Annotated in this window: 17 protein-coding genes; 15 read left to right on the plus strand and 2 right to left on the minus strand. The window is 71.1% G+C overall.

Annotated features, from left to right (window positions below; genetic code table 11):
* Positions 1-119 precede the first annotated feature (119 nt).
* The 7 genes from AC21LY_RS20830 to AC21LY_RS20860 all read left to right on the plus strand — a co-directional run bounded on the left by AC21LY_RS20830 (position 120) and on the right by AC21LY_RS20860 (position 9,049).
* A complete protein-coding gene (locus tag AC21LY_RS20830) occupies positions 120-1,778 on the plus strand; it encodes a long-chain fatty acid--CoA ligase (protein WP_489048477.1) in 1,659 nt (552 codons plus the stop codon).
* Positions 1,779-1,875: 97 nt separating this feature from the next.
* Positions 1,876-2,205: a hypothetical protein gene (locus AC21LY_RS20835; protein ID WP_489048479.1), complete on the plus strand. Its 330-nt coding sequence runs from the start codon at positions 1,876-1,878 to the stop codon at positions 2,203-2,205.
* A gap of 53 nt (positions 2,206-2,258) precedes the next feature.
* A complete protein-coding gene (gene uvrC, locus AC21LY_RS20840) occupies positions 2,259-4,250 on the plus strand; it encodes an excinuclease ABC subunit UvrC (RefSeq protein WP_489048480.1) in 1,992 nt (663 codons plus the stop codon).
* Positions 4,247-5,314 (plus strand): SLC13 family permease, encoded by a 1,068-nt coding sequence (locus AC21LY_RS20845; RefSeq protein ID WP_489048481.1) that lies wholly within the window; start codon positions 4,247-4,249, stop codon positions 5,312-5,314. Before uvrC ends, AC21LY_RS20845 begins: the two co-directional genes overlap by 4 nt.
* 101 nt (positions 5,315-5,415) lie before the next feature.
* Positions 5,416-6,477, plus strand: coding sequence for an iron ABC transporter substrate-binding protein (locus AC21LY_RS20850; protein ID WP_489048482.1), 1,062 nt, complete (start codon positions 5,416-5,418; stop codon positions 6,475-6,477).
* Positions 6,478-6,521: 44 nt separating this feature from the next.
* Positions 6,522-8,003, plus strand: a complete 1,482-nt coding sequence (locus AC21LY_RS20855; protein ID WP_489048483.1) for an ABC transporter permease — start codon at positions 6,522-6,524, stop codon at positions 8,001-8,003.
* Positions 8,000-9,049: an ABC transporter ATP-binding protein gene (locus AC21LY_RS20860; RefSeq protein ID WP_489048484.1), complete on the plus strand. Its 1,050-nt coding sequence runs from the start codon at positions 8,000-8,002 to the stop codon at positions 9,047-9,049. The genes AC21LY_RS20855 and AC21LY_RS20860 overlap by 4 nt, the downstream gene beginning before the upstream one ends.
* Positions 9,050-9,061: 12 nt before the next feature.
* Here AC21LY_RS20860 and ggt read toward each other — a convergent pair whose 3' ends face one another.
* Both ggt and AC21LY_RS20870 read right to left on the minus strand, forming a co-directional pair.
* Positions 9,062-11,041: a gamma-glutamyltransferase gene (ggt, locus tag AC21LY_RS20865; protein WP_489048630.1), complete on the minus strand. Its 1,980-nt coding sequence runs from the start codon at positions 11,039-11,041 to the stop codon at positions 9,062-9,064.
* Positions 11,042-11,137: 96 nt separating this feature from the next.
* Positions 11,138-11,611 (minus strand): M15 family metallopeptidase, encoded by a 474-nt coding sequence (locus tag AC21LY_RS20870; protein ID WP_489048485.1) that lies wholly within the window; start codon positions 11,609-11,611, stop codon positions 11,138-11,140.
* A 185-nt stretch (positions 11,612-11,796) separates the two neighbouring features.
* Between AC21LY_RS20870 and rapZ the strand changes: the two genes are divergently transcribed.
* The 8 genes from rapZ to ppc all read left to right on the plus strand — a co-directional run bounded on the left by rapZ (position 11,797) and on the right by ppc (position 21,073).
* Entirely contained in the window at positions 11,797-12,654 is an 858-nt protein-coding gene (rapZ, locus tag AC21LY_RS20875) for an RNase adapter RapZ (protein ID WP_489048631.1), read from the plus strand.
* Positions 12,651-13,613, plus strand: coding sequence for a gluconeogenesis factor YvcK family protein (locus tag AC21LY_RS20880; RefSeq protein WP_489048486.1), 963 nt, complete (start codon positions 12,651-12,653; stop codon positions 13,611-13,613). Before rapZ ends, AC21LY_RS20880 begins: the two co-directional genes overlap by 4 nt.
* A gap of 60 nt (positions 13,614-13,673) precedes the next feature.
* Positions 13,674-14,651, plus strand: a complete 978-nt coding sequence (gene whiA, locus AC21LY_RS20885; protein ID WP_489048632.1) for a DNA-binding protein WhiA — start codon at positions 13,674-13,676, stop codon at positions 14,649-14,651.
* Positions 14,652-14,778: 127 nt separating this feature from the next.
* Positions 14,779-15,795 (plus strand): type I glyceraldehyde-3-phosphate dehydrogenase, encoded by a 1,017-nt coding sequence (gene gap, locus AC21LY_RS20890; protein WP_489048487.1) that lies wholly within the window; start codon positions 14,779-14,781, stop codon positions 15,793-15,795.
* Positions 15,795-17,033, plus strand: a complete 1,239-nt coding sequence (locus AC21LY_RS20895) for a phosphoglycerate kinase (RefSeq protein WP_489048488.1) — start codon at positions 15,795-15,797, stop codon at positions 17,031-17,033. The genes gap and AC21LY_RS20895 overlap by 1 nt, the downstream gene beginning before the upstream one ends.
* A complete protein-coding gene (gene tpiA, locus AC21LY_RS20900) occupies positions 17,030-17,812 on the plus strand; it encodes a triose-phosphate isomerase (protein ID WP_489048489.1) in 783 nt (260 codons plus the stop codon). Before AC21LY_RS20895 ends, tpiA begins: the two co-directional genes overlap by 4 nt.
* Before the next feature lie 113 nt (positions 17,813-17,925).
* Positions 17,926-18,162, plus strand: coding sequence for a preprotein translocase subunit SecG (gene secG, locus AC21LY_RS20905; RefSeq protein ID WP_489048633.1), 237 nt, complete (start codon positions 17,926-17,928; stop codon positions 18,160-18,162).
* A 157-nt stretch (positions 18,163-18,319) separates the two neighbouring features.
* Positions 18,320-21,073: a phosphoenolpyruvate carboxylase gene (gene ppc, locus AC21LY_RS20910; RefSeq protein ID WP_489048490.1), complete on the plus strand. Its 2,754-nt coding sequence runs from the start codon at positions 18,320-18,322 to the stop codon at positions 21,071-21,073.
* Positions 21,074-21,097 lie beyond the last annotated feature (24 nt).

Below are 21,097 nucleotides of genomic sequence, written 5' to 3' on the forward strand. Positions count from 1 at the left end.
CCGCCCTCCGGCGTGGGAGCAGGGTTCGACCTGCGATTGATCGGTGCGGCCGCATGACCGGCAGGGCCGAGCTCGGCGAAATCGGGCCGCCACCGTCGGGTATGCGGTACCCATGGTGCATGCGCGAACGGATCCTGCCCCTGACCTCAACGATGCAAGACGAGCACCTGTCGCTGGCGACGCTGCTCCGCCACGCCACCACCTGGTACGCCGATGCGGCGGAGGTGGCCACGTGGACGCCTGAGAAGACCACCCGGATGAGCTTCCGCGAGATGGGCCACGAGGCGGCCCGGCTGGCGAACGCGCTCACGGCCCTCGGCGTGGTGCCGGGCGATCGAGTCGGCACGTTCCAGTGGAACAACAACGAGCACATGACCGCCTACGTCGCCATCCCGGCGATGGGTGCGGTCCTGCACACGATCAACATCCGGCTCTTTCCCGAGCAGATCACCTACATCGCCAACCACGCCGCCGACCGCGTGATCATCACCGACGGCAGCCTCATCCCGCAGCTCAACGCCGCCATCGGCGGTATGACCACGATCGAGCACGTGATCGTGGTGGACGGCGACAAGGGGCTGGTGGAGGCACCGTCGGGCGTGCAACTGCACGACTACCGCGACCTGCTCGACGCCCAGAACGACGAGTACGACTGGCCGGACATCGACGAGCGCGCGGCCGCGGCGGCCTGCTACACCTCCGGCACGACGGGCGACCCGAAGGGCGTCATGTACAGCCACCGCAGCATCTGGCTCCACTCCACCGCCGTCTGCGCGAGCTACGGCCTCGGCATGGGCCCGAACGACACGGTGCTGCCGATCGTGCCCATGTTCCACGCGATGAGCTGGGGCACGCCGTTCGGGGCGCTGATGTCCGGCGCGTCGCTGATCCTGCCCGACCGGTACCTGCAGCCCGAGCCCATGCTCCGGCTGTTGGCAGAGGAGAAGCCGACCCTCTCGGCCGCGGTCCCCGCGGTGTGGATCGGCATCGTCAACCACCTCGACCAGCACCCGCAGGACATCAGCCACTTGCGGCACATCGCCTGCGGCGGCTCGGCGGTCCCGCTCAGCCTCGCAAAGGCCCTCGACCGGCACGGCGTGCAGATCGTACAGGCGTGGGGAATGACGGAGACCTCGCCGCTCGCCAGCATCGCCTGGCCACCGCGCGGCGTCACCGGCGAGGACGCCTGGGCGTACCGGAACACGCAGGGACGGTTCCTCCCGGGCGTCGAGGGGCGCCTCGTCGACGACCTGGGCCAGGTCGTGCCCGCCGACGGCGTCTCCCAGGGTGAGGTGCAGGTCCGGGGCCCGTGGATCACCGGCAGCTACTACAGCCCCGACGGGGCCGAGCCCGTGGGCGGCGACAAGTTCGACGACGGCTGGTTGCGCACCGGCGATATCGGCAAGCTCACCGCGGACGGGTACGTGACGCTCGTGGACCGGTCCAAGGACGTCATCAAGTCCGGCGGCGAGTGGATCAGCTCCGTCGAACTGGAGAACGAGGTCATGGCGCACCCCGCGGTGCTCGAGGCCGTCGCCATCGGCGTGCCCGACCCGAAGTGGGACGAGCGCCCGCTGGTCGCGGTGGTGCTGCACCCCGGTGCGGAGGTCACCGTCGCCGACCTGCGGGAACATCTCAGCGGGAAGTTCGCGAAGTGGCAGATCCCGGACAACTGGGCGTTCATCGCCGAGGTCCCGAAGACCTCGGTCGGCAAGTTCGACAAGAAGGTCCTGCGGGCGCAGCACGCCGCAGGGGAGGTGGACGTGGTCCACGACTAGACCGGCGTGCCGCGGACGCCGCGGACCGTTCAGCAGGCTCCCAGGTCGTGTGGTGCTCACGCGCAGATCGGACCGTCAGGCTTCCACCATGACAACGATGAAGAAGATGATCGGATCAGCACTCCTCGGCGCCACCGTGATCGGTGGCCTCGCGACCATCGGTGCAGGCACCGCCGCGGCGGAGCCGAACCCGGCCCAGCCGGGCGCCGGGCAGGCTGCGAAGACCACCACCCCCGCTCCCCGCCCGAACGCCGGGCAGACCCCGAACCGGGTTCCGCAGCAGGCCGCGCCCCGCCCGAACGGGCAGAACCCGAACTGGCGGCCCGGGCCGGTGTACCGGCAGGGCGGGTGGCACACGCCGATCTGGGACAAGGGGCGCAACCACTGGGGCTTCTGGCTCGGGCCGGTGTGGATCCCGGTCGGCTGATCTCCCGCCTGCCGATGCCAGGACTTGTCGGCCACCCGTCCTAACCTGGACGGGTGGCCGATCCGCAGAGTTACCGTCCCGCACCGGGCTCCATTCCCACCCAGCCCGGCGTGTACAAGTTCCGGGACAAGCACGGCCGCGTCATCTACGTGGGCAAGGCGAAGTCCTTACGCAGCCGTCTCAACTCCTACTTCGCCGACGTCTACGGGCTGCACCCGCGCACCTACCAGATGGTCACCACCGCCGCGTCCGTCGAGTGGACCGTCGTCGGCACCGAGGTGGAGGCGCTGCAGCTCGAGTACAACTGGATCAAGGAGTTCGACCCCCAGTTCAACGTCCGCTACCGGGACGACAAGACCTACCCGATGCTGGCGGTCACCCTGAACGAGGAGTACCCGCGGCTGTACGTCTACCGCGGGCCGCGGCGCAAGGGGGTGCGCTACTTCGGGCCGTACAGCCACGCCTGGGCGATCCGCGAGACGCTCGACCTGCTGCTGCGCGTCTTCCCCGCCCGGACCTGCTCGGCCGGTGTCTTCAAGCGGCACAACCAGATGGGGCGTCCCTGCCTGCTGGGGTACATCGACAAGTGCTCGGCACCGTGCGTCGGGCGGGTCACCGCCGCCGAGCACCGGGAGATCGTCCTCGACTTCTGCGACTTCCTCGCCGGCAAGACCGACAACCTGATCAAGCACCTGGAGAGCGACATGCTCGCCGCCAGCGCCGAACTGGACTTCGAGCGCGCCGCCCGGCTCCGGGACGACGTCTCCGCGCTGCGCAAAGCCGTCGAGAAGCAGGCGGTGGTCCTCGGCGACGGCACCGACGCCGACGTCATCGCCTTCACCGCCGACGATCTCGAGGCCGCCGTCCAGATCTTCCACGTCCGCGGCGGCCGCGTGCGCGGCCAGCGCGGCTGGGTGGTCGAGAAGCCGGGTGACGCGGAGGGCAGCGAGAACGCCGACTTCATCGAGCAGTTCCTCACCCAGTTCTACGGCGAGGAGACGGACCGGGCCGCGCAGTCGGGCGAGGGCGCGGTCAACCCCGTTCCCCGTGAGGTGCTCGTGCCGGTGCTCCCCGAGGACGCGCAGGAGGTGCAGGACTGGCTCGAGGAACTCCGGGGCGGCAAGGTCTCCCTCCGCATCCCGCAGCGCGGCGACAAGCGCACGCTGATGGAGACCGTCGAGCGGAACGCCGCCGAGGCACTGCACCAGCACAAACTCAAACGCTCCGGGGACCTCACCGCACGGTCGGCCGCTCTGCAGGGCCTGCAGGACGCACTCGACCTCGACGAGGCCCCGCTGCGGATCGAGTGCGTCGACATCAGCCACATCCAGGGCTCCGACGTGGTGGCCTCGCTGGTCGTCTTCGAGGACGGCCTGGCGAAGCGGTCCGACTACCGGCACTACGGGATCAAGGAGGCCGCGGGCGACGGCCACAGCGACGACGTCGCCTCCATCGCCGAGGTCACCCGCCGCCGCTTCCTCCGCCACCGGGCCGACGTGCGGCAGGAGGAGAGCACGGGCGATCTCGCCGCCGGCGACAACGGGGGTGACCTCGCCCCGGAGGCCGCGATCGACCCCCAGACCGGGCGCCCGCGCCGGTTCGCGTACCCGCCGAACCTCTTCGTGGTCGACGGTGGCGCGCCGCAGGCCGCCGCCGCGCAGGAGGTGCTCGACGAACTCGGGGTCACGGACGTGGCCGTGGTAGGCCTCGCCAAGCGCCTCGAGGAGGTGTGGGTCCCCGGCGAGGAGGACCCCGTGATCCTGCCGCGCAGCTCGGACGCGCTGTTCCTGCTGCAGCGGGTGCGCGACGAGGCGCACCGGTTCGCGATCTCCTTCCACCGCAGCAAACGGTCCAAGCGCATGACCGTGAGCGCGCTCGACTCCATCCCGGGTCTCGGCGACACCCGCAAGGCGGCGCTGATCAAGCACTTCGGTTCCGTCGCCAAACTGCGCGAGGCGACCCTGGAGGAGATCGTGGAGGTGCCCGGCATCGGGCTCACCACCGCCCGGACGGTGCTCGACGGCCTGCGCACCGACAGCGCGTGAACGCCGCCGACGTGGTGGCGCAGGTCGCCCCCGTCCTCGTCTTCCTCCTCGCGATCACCGTCGTCGCCGAGATCGCGCAGCTGGCCGGCATCTTCGACGCGGTGGCGGTGCTCGCCGCCCGGCTCGGGCGCGGCAGCGTGCTCGGTCTCTGGCTCGGCGTGGTCGTCCTCGCCTGCGCCGCGACGATCGTCCTGAGCCTGGACACGACCGCGGTGCTGTTGACCCCCGTCGTCCTGGCGGCCGCCGGCCGGCTCGGGCTGGCACCCCTGCCCTTCGCGATGACCACGGTGTGGCTCGCGAACACGGCGTCGCTGCTGCTCCCCGTCTCCAACCTCACGAACCTCCTCGCCGTCTACCATCTCGACGGCGGCGTGCGGGCCTACCTCGGGCTCTCCTGGCGGCCCGCGCTGGCGGCGATCGCCGTGACCGTCGCCGTGCTGTGGCTGCTGCACCGTCGAGCCCTGCGCGGCCGGTACGTCGTTCCCGATGTCGACCCGCCGCCGGACCGCGTGCTGTTCGGCATCGCGGCCGCCGCCTGCCTGGCGCTGGGGCCGGCGTTCGTGCTCGGCGTCCCGCCCGCGGTGGCGTCGACGGTGGCCGCGCTCGCCCTGATCGTCGTGGTCGCGGTCCGTCGGCCCGAGCGGCTCCGGGAGCTCGACGTGCCCTGGCGCATGGTCCTGATCCTGGCGGGGGTCTTCACCGCGGTGCAGGTGGCGCTCGCCGCCGGGCTCGAAGGCGTCCTCCGCGAGGCGGCGGGGGCGGGCACGGCACCGTCGGACCTGCTGCGGCTCGCGGGGATCGGGGCGCTCGCCGCGAACGGCGTCAACAACCTGCCCGCCTACCTCGCCCTGGAGCCCACCGCCGCAGGGGACCCGGTCCGGCTCATGGCCCTGCTGATCGGTGTCGGCGTGGCGCCGGTCGTGACCCTGTGGGCCTCGCTCGCGACGCTGCTCTGGCGGGCGCGCTGCGCCCGCGCGGGCGTGCGGGTCTCCGCCCGGGCGTTCGCGGCGCACGGTCTGCTACTCGCTGTTCCCGCCACCGTGGCCGCGGTTCTCGTGCTGTGACGCGGTCACCCCGGCGCTTCCGCCGGTCCAGGACTTAGTGTAGCGTCGCCTTACTCCCGCCTGAGGTGAGTGATCTCGTTGCTCAAGAAAAGGATTCGACGATGTCGTTGCGCACGCGTTCCACCCTCGCCGCCGCCCTGGTGGCGATCGCCTCCCTCACAGTCACCGCCTGCGGCTCCAGCGGCGACGGTGCCGCACCGTCGAGCTCCGGAGCGGCGGGCTCCGGCACGGCGGGCGGCGAGCTGACCCTCTACAACGCCCAGCACGACACCCTCGCCAAGGAGTGGGTGGAGAAGTTCACCGCGGCGACCGGCATCAAGGTCACGATCCGGCAGGGTAAGGACTCCGAGCTCGCGCAGCAGATCATCGCCGAGGGCGACCGCTCGCCCGCCGACGTCTTCCTCACCGAGAACTCGCCCGCCATGACCCAGGTCGAGAACAAGGGCCTGTTCGCCGACGTCGATCCCGCCACGCTCGCGCAGGTGGACGCCGGCCTCAAGCCGTCGACGGGGAAGTGGACCGGCATCGCCGCCCGCTCCACCGTGCTGGTCTACGACAAGCGCAAGGTCACGCCCGAGCAGTTGCCGAAGTCGATGACCGATCTCGCGACCGCGGACTGGAAGGGTCGCTGGGGCGCCTCGCCGTCGGGCGCCGACTTCCAGGCCATCGTCTCGGCGTACCTGCAGCTCAAGGGCGAGCAGGCCACGAAGGACTGGCTGAAGGCGATGAAGGAGAACGCCAAGGCGTACAAGGGCAACGGCGCCGCGATGAAGGCCGTCAACGCCGGCGAGGTCGACACGGCGCTGATCTACCACTACTACTTCTACGGCGACCAGGCCAAGACCGCCGAGAACTCCGGCAACGTGGGCACGTACTACTTCAAGCACCAGGACCCGGGCGCCTTCGTCTCGATCTCCGGCGGTGGCGTGCTCAAGTCCTCGAAGAAGCAGGCGCAGGCGCAGCAGTTCCTGAAGTTCCTCACTTCCAAGGCGGGCCAGGAGGTGCTGGAGAAGGGCACCTCGTTCGAGTACCCGGTCGCCTCCGGCGTCCCTGCCAACCCGAAGCTCGTGCCGCTCGCCGACCTGCAGGCGCCGACCGTCGACCCGGCCAAGCTCAACGGCCCCGAGGTCGTGAAGCTCATGACCGAGGCGGGCCTGCTCTGAGGCTGCTCACCCTCGCGGCCGCCGCCATCGCGGCGGTCGCGGCGGTGCCGCTGGGCTTCGTCGTCTGGACGACGATCGACACCGGCTGGGCCGAATCGCTGCGCCTGGTCCTGCGGCCCCGTGTCGCCGAGCTCCTGACGAACACCGTGCTGCTCACCGTGGTCGCGGTGCCGCTGACCGTGATCGTCGGGGTGGCCGGTGCCTGGCTCGTCGAGCGCACCACGCTGTGGGGCCGCCGGGCGTGGTCGTTGCTGCTCGCCGCGCCGCTCGCGATCCCCGCCTTCGTCGGCAGCTACGGCTGGGTGTCGGCGATCCCGTCGCTCGCCGGACTCTGGTCCGGGGTGCTCATCGCCGTGCTCTTCTACTACCCGCTCGTCTACATCCCCGTCGCCGCGGCGCTGAGCCGGCTCGACCCCGCGCTGGAGGAGTCCGCCGCCGCGCTCGGCCTCGGCCGCTGGGCGGTCTTCGTGCGCGTGGTGCTCCCGCAGCTGCGGCTGGCCGCGCTCGGCGGCGCCGTGCTCGTGGCGCTGCACCTGCTCGCCGAGTACGGCGCGTTCGCGATGATCCGGTTCGACACCTTCACGACGGCGATCATGGTGCAGTACCAGTCGACCTTCAACGGCGCCGCCGGATCGATGCTGGCCGGGGTGCTCGCGGTCCTGTGCCTGCTCCTGCTCCTCGCCGAGGTGGCGGCCCGGGGGCGCGCCCGGTACGCCCGGGTGGGCTCCGGCGCGATCGCCGGACCCGAGCGGATCCCGCTGGGCGGGTACCAGATCGGAGCGCAGCTGGCGCTGCTGGCGCTCGTCGCCGCGGCGCTCGGGCTGCCGCTGTGGTTCGTGATCCGATGGACGGTGCTGGGCGCCGCCTCGACGGTGCCGCGCGATCTCCTCGACGCGCTGGGCACCTCGCTCGGCTACGGCGCCGTGACCGCGGTGCTCACCGTCGCGGTCGCCTTCCCCCTCGCCTACCTCGCCGTCCGGCGGCCGAACCGGATCACCCGCGCGCTCGAGGCGTCGACCTACGTGAGCAGCGCGATGCCGGGGATCGTCATCGGCCTCGCGCTGGTGACCGTCTCCATCCGCGTGGTTCCGGATCTCTACCAGAGCTCGACGGTGCTGGTGCTCGCTTACGTGATGCTGTTCCTGCCCCGCGCCGCCGTCGGGCTGCGGGCCGGGCTGGCGCAGGCACCGTCGTCGCTCGAGGAGGCGGCCCGCGCCCTCGGCGCGCCGCCCCCGGTCGCCTTCGCCCGCATCACCCTGCGGCTGACCGCACCCGCGTCCGCGGCCGGTGCCGCGCTGGTCTTCCTCGCGGTCACCAACGAGCTCACCGCGACGCTGATCCTCGCGCCCAACGGCACCCGCACGCTGGCGACCGAGTTCTGGGCCAAGAGCAGCGAGATCGACTACGCCGGCGCGGCGCCCTACGCGCTGGCGATGGTGCTGCTCTCGCTGCCCACCACGTACCTGCTCTTCCGGCAGTCCCGACGGGCCGCCGGACGCACCACCCGGACGAGAGGAGCCGCATGAGCGCCGAACTCGTGCTGCGCGGACTCACCAAGCGCTACGGCGGCGACACCGTCCTGCGCGATGTCGACCTGACGGTGCCCGCCGGATCCATCACCGCGGTGGTCGGTCCGTCCGGCTCCGGAAAGACCACGCTGCTGCGCCTCGTCGCCGGGTTCGTAAGGCCCGACGCCGGGTCGGTCCGGCTCGGAGACCGGGACCTGGCCTCCGAGACCGCGTGGGTCGCGGCGCACCGCCGGGGTGTCGGCTACGTCGCGCAGGACGGTGCGCTGTTCCCGCATCTGTCGGTCGCGCGCAACATCGCCTTCGGCCTCGGCGCCACGGTGCCGGTGCGGCGGCGTGCCGCGGCGGGGCGGGTCGCCGAGCTGTTGGAGACCGTCTCGCTGGACCCCGCGCTGGCGCGGCGCTATCCGCACGAGCTCTCCGGCGGCCAACAGCAGCGCGTGGCCCTCGCCCGGGCACTCGCGGGCCGCCCGCGGATCATGCTGCTCGACGAGTCCTTCTCCGCCCTCGACGCCGGCCTGCGGGTCGCGACGCGCGCCGCGGTCGCCGAGGTGCTCGGCGCGGCCGGTATCACGACGGTGCTGGTGACCCACGACCAGGCGGAGGCGCTGTCCTTCGCCGACCAGGTCGCGGTCTTGCGCGGCGGGGTCCTCGAGCAGGCCGGCCCGCCGGCGCGGGTCTACGCGCGCCCCGCGTCCGAGACCGTTGCGCGGTTCCTCGGCGACGTGGTCGTGCTCGAGGGCGAGATCGTCGGCGGGGCAGCGGAAACCGCTCTGGGGAGCCTGACGGTGGCCGACGGCACCGTCGGGAGGGCGCGACTGATGTTGCGGCCCGAGCAGATCCGGATCGCGGGGGAGGGTGTGCCCGCCACCGTCGAGCGGGTCGAGTTCTTCGGCCCGGACGCCACCGTGGGGCTGCGGATCGCCGATGGCACGACCATCGACATCCGGCACCCGAGCACGCAGCTGCCGACGCCCGGCGACGAGGTGCGGCTGCGGGTCGTCGGGCAGGCCGTCCGCCTCGGCGAGGGCGCGGCTCAGCGGTAGCCGAGCAGCGGGTCAGCCGCCGCCCAGCACGACTCCCTCGCGCCGGGGATCGACGCCGCCGGCGTCGACGTCGTCGCCCTGCTTGACGATGGCCGACAGCCCCGACACCTGCGGGGCGAGGTTGAGCTGGTGGCCGAGCGCCCGCAGATCCTCGACGACCTTGCGGCCCTCGTCGGTGGCCAGCACGGGGTGCGCGCTGTCCACGTTCGTCTTCGGCGTGTTCGCCGCGCCGAAGTTGGCCATGCCGACGGCCTGCTGCGGGTTCAGGTTCCAGTCGGTGAGGCCGATGATCGCCTTGATCACGAACTGGATGATGACGGCGCCGCCGGGGGAGCCGAGCGCGCCGACCATCTCGCCCCGGCCGCCGTCGGCGCCACGGGCGAAGAGGAGCGTGGGCGACATCGAGCTGCGCGGACGCTTGTTCGGCTGCACTCGGTTCGCCACCGGCCGGCCGGTGGCGTCGACGGGATCCGCGGAGAAGTCGGTGAGCTGGTTGTTGAGCAGGAAGCCGTCGACCATGTGGTACGAGCCGAAGGCCGACTCGATGGTAGTGGTCATCGACGCGACGTTGCCGTGCTTGTCGAGGATCGTGATGTGGCTGGTGCCGTGCTCCGGGGTGGTGGTCACACCCGGTGTGGCGGTGGGGAACTCGCCGGGCTTCGCGGTGCCCATCGGCTTGTTCCGGTCGATCAGCTTCGCGCGACCGGCCAGGTACGCCGGATCGACGAGTGCGGCCGGCGAACCGCCGGGCAGCGGGATGAAGTCGGGATCGGCGATGTACTTGTCGCGGTCCGCGTAGGCCAGCCGCTCGGCCTCCGAGATCAGGTGGATCGCCTCGGCGGTGGGGATGCCGCCGTCGGTCCCGGGATCGCCGCCGTGCACGGCGGCCGGGCCGAGCTTCGACAGGTCGAAGGAGTTCAGGATTCCCAGCGCCTGCGCCACGGTGATGCCGCCCGAGGACGGCGCGGGCATTCCGCACAGCTCGCGGGTGCGGTACGGCGTGCACACCGCCTCGCGGGTCTTGACGCTGTACTTCGCGAGGTCCTCGACCGTCATCGTGCCCGCGGTACGGCCACCGGTGGTGTCGCGCACCGAGGCGACGATCGCCTCCGCGATCGGCCCGGTGTAGAAGGCCTTCGCGCCCTCGGAGGCGATGGCGCCCAGGGTCTTCGCGTAGGCGGGGTTGGTGAGCTTGACGCCGGCCTTCTTCGGGGCACCGTCGGGCTCGAGGAAGTATCCCTTGAGATCGGCGTCGTTCGCGAAATTCTTCGCCTCCTCGGCGATGGCGCCGGCCAGGCGCGGGCTGATCTCGAAGCCGTCGTCGGCGATCTTCACGGCCGGATCGAAGAGCTCGCGCCAGGGCTTGTTCCCGTGCTCGCTCTGGACGGCCTCGAGCAGGCGCAGCGCCCCGGGCACGCCGATCGCCCTCCCCGACGCGCGGGCGTCGGGCTTGGGGGCGCTGTGGTCCTCGGGTGAGATCCAGCGCAGGTAGTTCTCGTCGGCGCTCGCGGGCGCCGTCTCCCTGCCGTCGTAGGCCTGGACCTTCTTCGTCTTCGCGTCGTAGTACAGCAGGAAGGCGCCGCCCGCGATCCCGGAGGACTGCGGTTCGACGAGGCCGAGCACCGTCTGCGCCGCGACGAGCGCGTCGGCCGCCGTGCCGCCCTTCGCGAGGACCTCACACGCCGCCTTCGTGGCGATCGGGTTCGCCGTGGCCGCGGCGTAGCCCTTGGTGCGGGTCACCGGCAGCCCCGACCGGTATCCGGAGGCGCCCTCGGGGTTGGTGCTGATGTCCCGGGGCCCCGTCGGGGATGCGGTGGCCGAGGGCCGGTACATCGTGCCGGTCGGGCTCGTGGCATCGCAGCCGCCCGCGGCGATCGGCACCGTCGACGGTCCGCCCGACGGCCCGCCGCCGTTTCCGGAGGTCCCGCACCCGGCGAGGGCGAGGGGGAGCACGAGTGCGGCTGCCGCCGCCGACCTGAGACGGAACACGATGCCCTCCAAGGAGTCGGTTCATCGCAACCTAACACCGGTCCTTGAGCCGCACGAACGGTTTCGGCGAGACCTCGCGCGGAGATCTCGGGCGAGAGCTCAGCGCTGCGAGGCGTCCGGCACCGTCGGCGGGCACGTGCCGCCCGGGTCGGTGGCCAGTTCGAAGTGCCACCACTCGTTGTCGAAGGTCCGGCACAGGCCCCACCGGTTCCCGTTCGCCTGCAGCCAGGCGGCGCCCTGCGCCGGTCCCACGTCGACGGCCCGGCCGCTGACGTGCGTGGACTCCGCCGGTGGGAGCACCCATCGCCGGGCCGCGGCGGGGGAGCCGTACCGCGCGATCCCGTCCTCCCACAGCCACTGCTGCTGGGACCAGGAGCGCTTGCCGGACGTGATGCGCAGCACCACCCCGCTCGACGCGGCCGCCCGGTACGCCGCCGAGTAGGCTTCCGCGAGGGCGGGATCGAGCCCGACGGTGCCGGGCACCGTCTCCGCCGACGCCGCGGGAGCGACCAGGGCGGACGCCGCCACGGCGAGGGCTGCGACGGTCACGGAGGCGTTGCGACGGACGGACATCGTGACGACTCTAGGCGGTCCGCCGCGCGGGAGCGACGGCCTGTCGAGACCACCGCGGGAACCGGCGGTGGTGGCTAGGCTGAGACGGTACCGACGAGCGAGGAGGAGGGTCCGTGAGCCCGACCGGGAATCCGGACGACCGAGCAGGGGAGCGGACCGTCGGCGAGCATCGCAGCGACGGGCCGATGGACGTGCTGCTCGTCACCGGCCTGTCCGGGGCCGGCCGCGGCACCGCGGCCAAGGTGCTCGAGGACCTCGGGTGGTACGTCGCCGACAATCTGCCGCCCGCGCTGATCAGCAACATGGTGGACATCTCGCTGGCCGACGAGTCACGGATCCACCGCCTGTGCATCGTGACCGACGTCCGCAGCCGCACCTTCACGGGCGACTTCGCGAACATCCGGCGGGAGTTGGCGGAGAAGGAGATCGAGCCCCGGGTGCTCTTCCTCGACGCCTCCGACGAGACGCTCATCCGCCGGTTCGAGCAGGTCCGCCGCAAGCACCCGCTGCAGGGCAGTGGGACGCTCGCCGAGGGCATCGCCGCGGAACGGCGGATCCTGCGGCCCATCCGCTCGACCGCGGACCTCGTGCTGGACACCTCGAACCTGTCGGTGGCGCGGCTGCGCGAGACCATCGAGAACTCCTTCCGCACGTTGCGGTCCGGCACGGTGACCGTCACCGTCGAATCCTTCGGCTTCAAGAACGGCATCCTGCTCGACGCGGACATGGTGCTCGACGTGCGCTTCCTGCCCAACCCGTTCTGGGTGCCCGAGCTGCGTCCGCTCAACGGACTCACCGGCGACGTCTCCGAGTACGTGCTGGGCCAGCCCGGCGCGTCCGACTTCCTCGACACCTATGTCCGGCTGCTCGACCCGGTGCTCGCCGGGTACCGGCGCGAGGGGAAGACCTACCTCACGGTGGGCGTCGGGTGCACCGGCGGCAAGCATCGCAGCGTTGCGATGACAGAGGAACTGGTACGCCGCCTCGCCGGCCGATCGGGCATCGAAGTCCGTGCCGCGCACCGGGATCTGGGGCTCGAATGAAGCCGCTGAGACTGGCCTCCCTGGGCGGGGGGCACGGACTGTTCGCGACGCTGCGTGCGGGGCGCGCCCTCGGCGCGGAGATCACCGCCATCGTCACCGTCGCCGACGACGGCGGGTCCTCGGGCCGACTGCGCAGGGAGCTCGGCATCATCCCGCCGGGCGACCTGCGCATGGCGCTCGCCGCCCTCATGCCCGACGACGACCGCGGCGAGTTCTGGGCCGGGATCCTGCAGCACCGCTTCGGCGGTGGCGGGGCGATGGCCGGACACCCCGTCGGGAACCTCCTGCTGGCCGGACTGTGCGAGGTGCTGGGCGACCCCGTCGACGCCCTCGACGCGATCGTCGACCGGTTCGGCGTCCAGGGGCGCGTGCTGCCGATGGTCCCGGGGCCGCTGCGGATCGAGGCGGACGTGACGGGGCTCGAGGACGATCCCCGGCTCTCCCGGGTGATCCGGGGGCAGGTCGCCGTCGCCGTGACCCCGGGCCAGGTCCGGCGGGTCCGGTTGTTGCCGCCGAATCCCAGCGCCTGCGTCGACGCCGTCGAGGCCATCCTGAGCGCCGACGTGGTGACGCTGGGCCCGGGATCGTGGTTCAGCTCGGTCATCCCGCACGTCCTCGTGCCCGAGCAGGTCGACGCGCTGCGGCGCACGTCCGCCCGGCGGGTCCTGATCCTCAATCTGGCCCCGGAACCGGAGGAGACGGGCGGGTACTCGCCGGAGCGGCACCTGCACGTGCTCGCCGCGCACGCTGACGGCCTGCGCTTCGACGACGTCATCGTCGACGCGCGGACGGTGCCCGTGGGGACGGAACGCGAGCACCTGATCCGGGCCACCGCGTTGCTGGGCGCGACGCCGCACTTCGTGGACGTCGGTGTCCCGGGGGCGCATCAGCACGACCCCGAGGCACTGGCAGCCGCGATAGCCGAAGTGGCCTACAGTGAACTCTCGGACCGCGAATAGCAACCCTTCGTCATCCATCCGAAGTAGTCGACATTTCCCTAGGAGGGGCCAGCAGTGGCGCTGACATCCCAGGTCAAGGACGAGCTCAGCAGGCTCTCCATTACCCAGGTAAGCGCGCGCCGCGCGGAGGTCGCCTCGTTGCTCCGGTTCGCGGGCGGGCTCCACATCCAGGGCGGACGGGTGATCGTCGAGGCCGAGGTGGACATGGGGATCACCGCCCGGCGGCTCCGCAAGGAGATCCTCGACCTGTACGGCTACAACTCCGACGTGCACGTGCTCAGCGCGGGTGGGCTGCGCAAGGCCGCCCGGTACATCGTCCGGGTGGTCAAGGACGGCGAGGCGCTGGCACGGCAGACGGGGCTGCTCGACATGCGCGGGCGGCCGGTGGTCGGCCTGCCGTCGCAGATCGTCGGCGGCTCGGTGCACGACGCCGAGGCCGCGTGGCGTGGCGCCTTCCTCGCGCACGGCTCCCTCACCGAACCCGGACGATCCAGCGCGCTCGAGGTCTCCTGCCCGGGGCCGGAGGTCGCGCTCGCCCTCGTGGGCTGCGCCCGCCGCCTCGGCGTCACCGCGAAGGCCCGCGAGGTGCGCGGCGCGGACCGGGTCGTGGTCCGGGACGGCGAGGCGATCGGTGCGCTGCTCACCCGGATGGGCGCCAACGACACCCGGCTCGTCTGGGAGGAGCGGCGCATGCGGCGCGAGGTCCGCGCCACCGCGAACCGTCTGGCCAATTTCGACGATGCGAATCTCCGCCGGTCCGCCCGCGCCGCGGTCGCGGCCGCAGCGCGGGTCGAGCGGGCGCTCGAGATCCTGGGCTCCGACGTGCCCGATCACCTGGCCCAGGCGGGCTCGCTGCGCGTGCAGCACCGTCAGGCCTCGCTCGAGGAACTCGGCCAGCTGGCCGATCCCCCCATGACCAAGGACGCCGTCGCCGGCCGGATCCGCCGCCTGCTGTCCATGGCAGACAAGCGCGCCGCCGCCGACGGGGTGCCGGACACCGAGTCCGCCGTCACCGCGGACATGCTCGACGAGGGCTGAGCGCCTCCGAAAGCCGAGCGAACGGGCACGATCGGCGACGACCGCAGAACTGGTAATAGCCAAGCGGTCGGGGTGTTCCACGGCTACCGTTGACGGGCAGGAATCCCTGACTCGAAGGAGCACAACAGTGACGGTTCGTGTAGGTATCAACGGGTTCGGCCGGATCGGCCGCAACTACTTCCGGGCGGTCGCCGCGCGGCAGGCGCTCGGCACGACGGATGTCGAGATCGTGGCGGTCAACGACCTGACCGATAATGCGATGCTGGCGCATCTGCTCAAGTTCGATTCGATCCTCGGCCGGCTGGACGTGGACGTGGTCGCCGATGGTGACTCGATCCGGGTGGGCGATCAGGTGATCAAGGCTCTGGAGGTCCGTGAGGGCCCGTCGGCGCTGCCCTGGGGCGACCTGGGTGTCGACGTGGTGGTGGAGTCGACGGGTATCTTCACCGCCCGGGAGAAGGCGCAGGGTCACCTGGATTCGGGTGCGAAGAAGGTGATCATCTCGGCGCCGGCGTCGGGTGAGGACATCACGATCGTGATGGGTGTCAACGACGACAAGTACGACGGCAGCCAGAACATCATCTCCAACGCCTCGTGCACCACGAACTGCCTGGGGCCGCTGGCGAAGGTGGTCAACGACGAGTTCGGGATCATCAGTGGCTTGATGACGACGGTGCATGCGTACACGCAGGATCAGAATCTGCAGGACGGTCCGCACAAGGATCCGCGTCGTGCCCGTGCGGCCGCGATCAACATCGTGCCGACCTCCACCGGTGCGGCGAAGGCGATCGGTCTCGTCCTGCCCGAGCTCAAGGGCAAGCTGGACGGCTACGCGTTGCGGGTGCCGATCCCCACGGGTTCGGTGACGGATCTGACGGTGCAGCTCGAGAAGCGGGCCACCGTCGACGAGATCAACGCCGCGCTCAAGGCCGCCGCGGAGGGCAAGCTCAAGGGCATCCTGAAGTACTACGACGTGCCGATCGTCTCCTCGGACATCGTGACCGACCCGCACAGCTCGCTGTTCGACGCCGGTTTGACCAAGGTGATCGACGATCAGGCTAAGGTCGTCTCCTGGTATGACAACGAATGGGGCTACAGCAACCGCCTCGTCGACCTGACTGATCTGGTAGGTAAATCGCTCTGATGACCGTTTCCACTCTTTCCGACCTGCTCTCCGAGGGCGTCGAGGGACGCACCGTCCTGGTCCGCAGTGACCTGAACGTGCCGCTCGACGACAACGGCGTCATCACCGACGCCGGTCGCATCGTCGCCTCGGTGCCCACCCTGAAGGCGCTCGCCGAGGCCGGCGCCAAGGTGATCGTCACGGCGCATCTGGGCCGTCCGAAGGGCGCCCCGGACCCGAAGTTCTCCCTCGCGCCCGTCGCGAAGGAACTGGCTGAGCGCCTGGGCCGCAACGTCCAGCTCGCCGGCGACGTCGTGGGCCAGGACGCGCTCGCGCGCGCCGAGGGCCTCACCGACGGTGACGTGCTCCTGCTGGAGAACGTGCGCTTCGATCCGCGCGAGACCAGCAAGGACGACGCCGAGCGCGAGGCGCTCGCCCGCGACCTCGCCGAGCTCGTCGACGTCTCCTCGCACGCCGGTGAGGGAGCCTTCGTCTCCGACGGTTTCGGCGTGGTGCACCGCAAGCAGGCGTCGGTCTTCGACGTCGCGAAGCTGCTCCCGGCGTACGCCGGAGGCCTCGTCGACGCCGAGGTCCGCGTGCTCGCGCAGCTGACCGAGAACCCGTCGCGGCCCTACGCCGTGGTGCTCGGCGGCTCGAAGGTCTCCGACAAGCTGGGGGTCATCCGCGCTCTCGCGCCGAAGGTCGACACGCTCGTCATCGGCGGCGGCATGGCCTTCACCTTCCTCGCCGCGCAGGGCTACTCCGTGGGCACCTCGCTGCTCCAGGAGGACCAGATCGACACCTGCAAGGCGCTGCTCGAGGAGTTCGGCGACGTTCTGCACCTTCCGGTCGACGTGGTGGTCGCCGACGCCTTCGCCGCGGACGCCGCGTCGAAGACGGTCGCCGCGGACGCCATCGAGGACGGGTGGATGGGCCTCGACATCGGCCCCGCATCGGCCGAGCGCTTCGGCGCGGTGCTGGCGCAGGCCAAGACGGTCTTCTGGAACGGTCCCATGGGCGTCTTCGAGTTCCCGGCCTTCGCGGCCGGCACGAAGGCCGTCGCGGAGGCGGTCATCAGGGCCACGAGCAACGGCGCGTTCACGGTCGTCGGCGGCGGTGACTCCGCCGCGGCGGTGCGCACTCTCGGCCTCGACGAGGACGGCTTCAGCCACATCTCGACCGGTGGCGGTGCGTCGTTGGAGTACCTCGAGGGCAAGGAGCTCCCGGGGCTGAAGGTGCTCGAAAGGGGTGACGCATGAGCCGTAAGCCGCTCATCGCCGGCAACTGGAAGATGAACCTCAACCATCTCGAGGCGATCGCGGTGGTGCAGAAGCTGGCGTTCGCCTTGCCGGACAAGTACTTCGCGCACGTCGACGTGACGGTCATTCCGCCGTTCACCGACCTGCGCTCGGTGCAGACCGCCGTCGACGGTGACGACCTGAAGATCACCTACGGCGCGCAGGACCTCTCGCCGCACGATTCGGGCGCGTACACGGGTGACATCTCGGGCGCCTTCCTCGCCAAGCTCGGCTGCACCTACGTGGTGGTCGGGCACAGCGAGCGCCGCACGATCCACGGCGAGACGGACGAGATCGTGCTGGCCAAGACGAAGGCGGCGCTGCGGCACGGCCTGACGCCGATCGTCTGTATCGGCGAGGGGCTGGACATCCGCGAGCAGGGCACGCACGTCGAGTACAACGTCGAGCAGCTGGGGGGCTCGCTCGCCGGGCTCAGCGCCGATGAGCTGTCGAAGATCGTCATCGCCTACGAGCCGGTGTGGGCCATCGGCACCGGCAAGGTCGCCACTCCGCAGGACGCGCAGGAGGTGTGTGCCGCGGTGCGCGCCACCGTGGCGGAGCTGGGCGGCGCCGACGTCGCGGCCGGCATCCGGGTGCTCTACGGCGGCTCGGTGTCCAGTAAGAACGTCGGCGAGCTGGTCGCGCAGCCGGACGTGGACGGAGGCCTGGTCGGCGGTGCGTCGCTCAAGCCCGACGAGTTCGCCGCACTGAGCGCCATCGCGGCCGGCGGGCCGCTCTGAGGTGGAGTGGCCGGCCGGGCCGCTATGACGTGGATGGCCGGCCGGGCCGCTCTGAACCGACGCCCTGAATCACCGACGCCGACCGGAAGGTACACTGGATCCTCGTGGATACATTGCAGCTGGTGCTGAAGATCGCCATCCTCGTGCTGAGCCTGCTGCTGGTGGTGCTCGTGCTGCTCCATCGCGGTAAGGGCGGCGGCCTGTCGTCGCTGTTCGGTGGTGGTGTGCAGTCGTCGCTCTCGGGTTCGTCCGTGGTGGAGAAGAACCTCGATCGGGTGACGATCTTCGTGGGCATCATCTGGACGGTGTGCATCGTCGGCGTCACCTTGAGCATCAGGCTCAGTTCCTGACGTCGCGTCGATCCTGAGCGAGACGCCCCGAACCCGTAGGGTTCGGGGCGTTTTCGTTGTCGACGGTGCCGACACGCCCGGGATCGCAAGGCGCCCATATGGGCAGTGGTGGTCTTCAGTCTCGCAAGTGGCGAAATGACTTGGCATACTGCACGTTATGACCAGTGAGCCAGGCCCCGCCGCCACCGAACCACTCCGCGACGACATCCGGTTGCTCGGTGGGATTCTCGGCGATACGGTCCGCGAGCAGGCCGGACCCGGGATCTTCGAGCTCGTCGAACGGGCGCGGCAGGAGTCCTTCGCCGTCCGCCGCTCCGAGATCGACCGCGAGCAGCTCGCCGCGCTGTTCGCCGACCTCCCCACCGCCGAGGCGGTCCCGGTCATCCGTGCCTTCTCGCACTTCGCGCTCCTCGCGAACCTCGCGGAGGATCTGCACCGCGAGCGCCGCCGCGCGATCCACGTGCGGGCGGGCGAGCCGCCGCAGGCGTCCTCGTTGGCGCACACCTACGCCCTGCTGGAGGAGGCCGGGCTCGACGGTGCCGAGGTGGCTGCGGCCCTGCGGCACGCGCTCGTCGTCCCGGTGATCACCGCGCACCCGACGGAGACGCGGCGGCGCACCGTCTTCGACACGCAGCACCGGATCTCCGAGCTGATGCGGTACCGGGACCGCACCGAGCTGGACGCGCGTGAGGAGGAGCAGGTGCAGGTCGCGCTGCGCCGCCAGATCCTCACGCTCTGGGACACGGCCCTCGTCCGGCTCGAGCGGCTGCGCATCCAGGACGAGATCGAGAACGGGCTGCGGTACTTCGACGCCGCCTTCCTCCGGGTGATGCCGGCGATCAATCGCGAGGCCCGGACGCGGCTGCGCGAGCTGTACCCCGGCGAGAACCTGCTGCCCGAGCCGATCGTCCGGCCGGGTTCGTGGATCGGCGGGGACCGCGACGGCAACCCCTATGTGACCGCGGACGTCGTCACGACGGCCTCGCGGCGCGCCGCGGCGACGGCCATCGGGCACTATCTGAGTGAGCTGCTGCACCTGGAGCGTGAGCTCGCGCTCAGTTCGCGGCTCACCACGGTCTCCGACGATCTGCTCGCCCTTGCGGCGTGGGACGACTCGGCCAAGCGGGCGGACGAGCCCTATCGCCGTGCGCTGCACGGCATCCGGGGGCGGCTCTCCGCGACGGCGGATGCGCTGCTCGACGAGCCGCTCGACGCGCGCGCCGATATCGGGGCGCAGGCCTACGGGGCACCGTCGGAACTCCTGGCGGACCTGGGCGTCGTGGACGCCTCGCTCCGGGCCGGCGGTGACGGACTGATCGCCGACGACCGGCTGCAGGATCTCCGGGAAGCGGTGAGCACCTTCGGGTTCCACCTCTCGGGGCTGGACATGCGGCAGAACTCCGATGTGCATCTCGAGACCATCGCGGAGCTCTTCGCCTGGGCCGGAGTGCATCCCGACTACGCCTCCCTCGACGAGGATGAGCGCGTCCGCCTGCTGGCCGGCGAGCTGCGCCTGCGCCGGCCGCTCGTGGGTCCCGGCGCGCAGTTCTCGGAGCAGACCGCCAAGGAACTGGGCGTGCTCCGCGCCGCGGCACGAGCGGTGGAAACCCTGGGCGCAGGGGCGATCCCGAACTACATCATCTCCATGTGCACCTCGGTCTCGGACCTCCTGGAGGCGGCGGTGCTGCTCAAGGAGGTGGGGCTCCTGCGGCCGGACGCCGACGGCGGCGCCGCATGTCCGGTCAACATCGTGCCGCTCTTCGAGACGATCGAAGACCTGCAGCAGGGCGCTGCGACGATGCGTGCTGCGCTCGCCGTGCCGGTGTACCGCTCGCTGGTCGACGGCAAGGGCGGACTGCAGGAGATCATGCTGGGCTACAGCGATTCCAACAAGGACGGCGGCTACCTCGCCGCGAACTGGGCGCTGTACCGTGCCGAGCTCGATCTCGTCGCGATGGCGCGGGAGACCGGAATCACGCTGCGGCTCTTCCACGGTCGCGGTGGCACCGTCGGGCGCGGTGGCGGGCCGAGCTACGACGCGATCCTGGCGCAGCCCCCGGGCGCCGTCCGCGGCTCCCTGCGGCTGACCGAACAGGGTGAGATCATCGCCGCGAAGTACGCGGAACCCGCTCTGGCCGTGCGGAATCTGGAGTCCCTCGTCGCCGCCACGCTCGAGTCCACGCTCCTCGACGTCGAGGGCCTGGGCGACAACGCCGAGGAGGCGTACGCGGTACTCGACGAGCTGGCCGCGCTCGCCCGTGAGGCCTACGGTGACCTCGTGCACCGCACCGAGGGCTTCGTCGAGTACTTCACGACCTCCACGCCGGTGGCGGAGATCGGTTCGCTGAACATCGGCTCCCGGCCCAGCTCCCGCAAACAGACGTCCAAGATCTCCGACCTGCGTGCGATCCCGTGGGTGATGGCGTGGTCGCTCTCGCGGGTCATGCTCCCCGGCTTCTACGGCACGGGAACGGCGTTCGAGACCTGGATCGGGGGAGACCCGGCGCGCCTGGAGCGGTTGCGCGAGCTGTACCGGCGCTGGCCCTTCTTCCGCTCGGTGCTCTCCAACATGGCGCAGGTGCTCGCGAAGTCCGATCTGGGGTTGGCCGCTCGGTACGCGGACCTGGTTCCCGATGCGGCCCTGCGCGACCGGGTCTTCGGCAAGATCGCCGACGAGCACCGGCGGACGATCGAGATGTACTACGCGATCGCCGAGACCGACGACCTGCTGGCCGACAACCCCGCCCTCAAGCGATCGGTGTTCAACCGCTTCCCGTACCTCGAACCGCTCAACCACCTGCAGGTGGAGCTGCTGCGCCGCTACCGCTCGGGCGACGAGGATCCGCTCGTGCAGCGCGGCATCCTGCTCACCATGAACGGCCTCGCGACGGCGCTGCGCAACTCCGGGTAGTTTCTCCGCCCCAGGGCGGAGGAC

Source organism: Tsukamurella sp. II2bb (genome assembly GCF_057815145.1).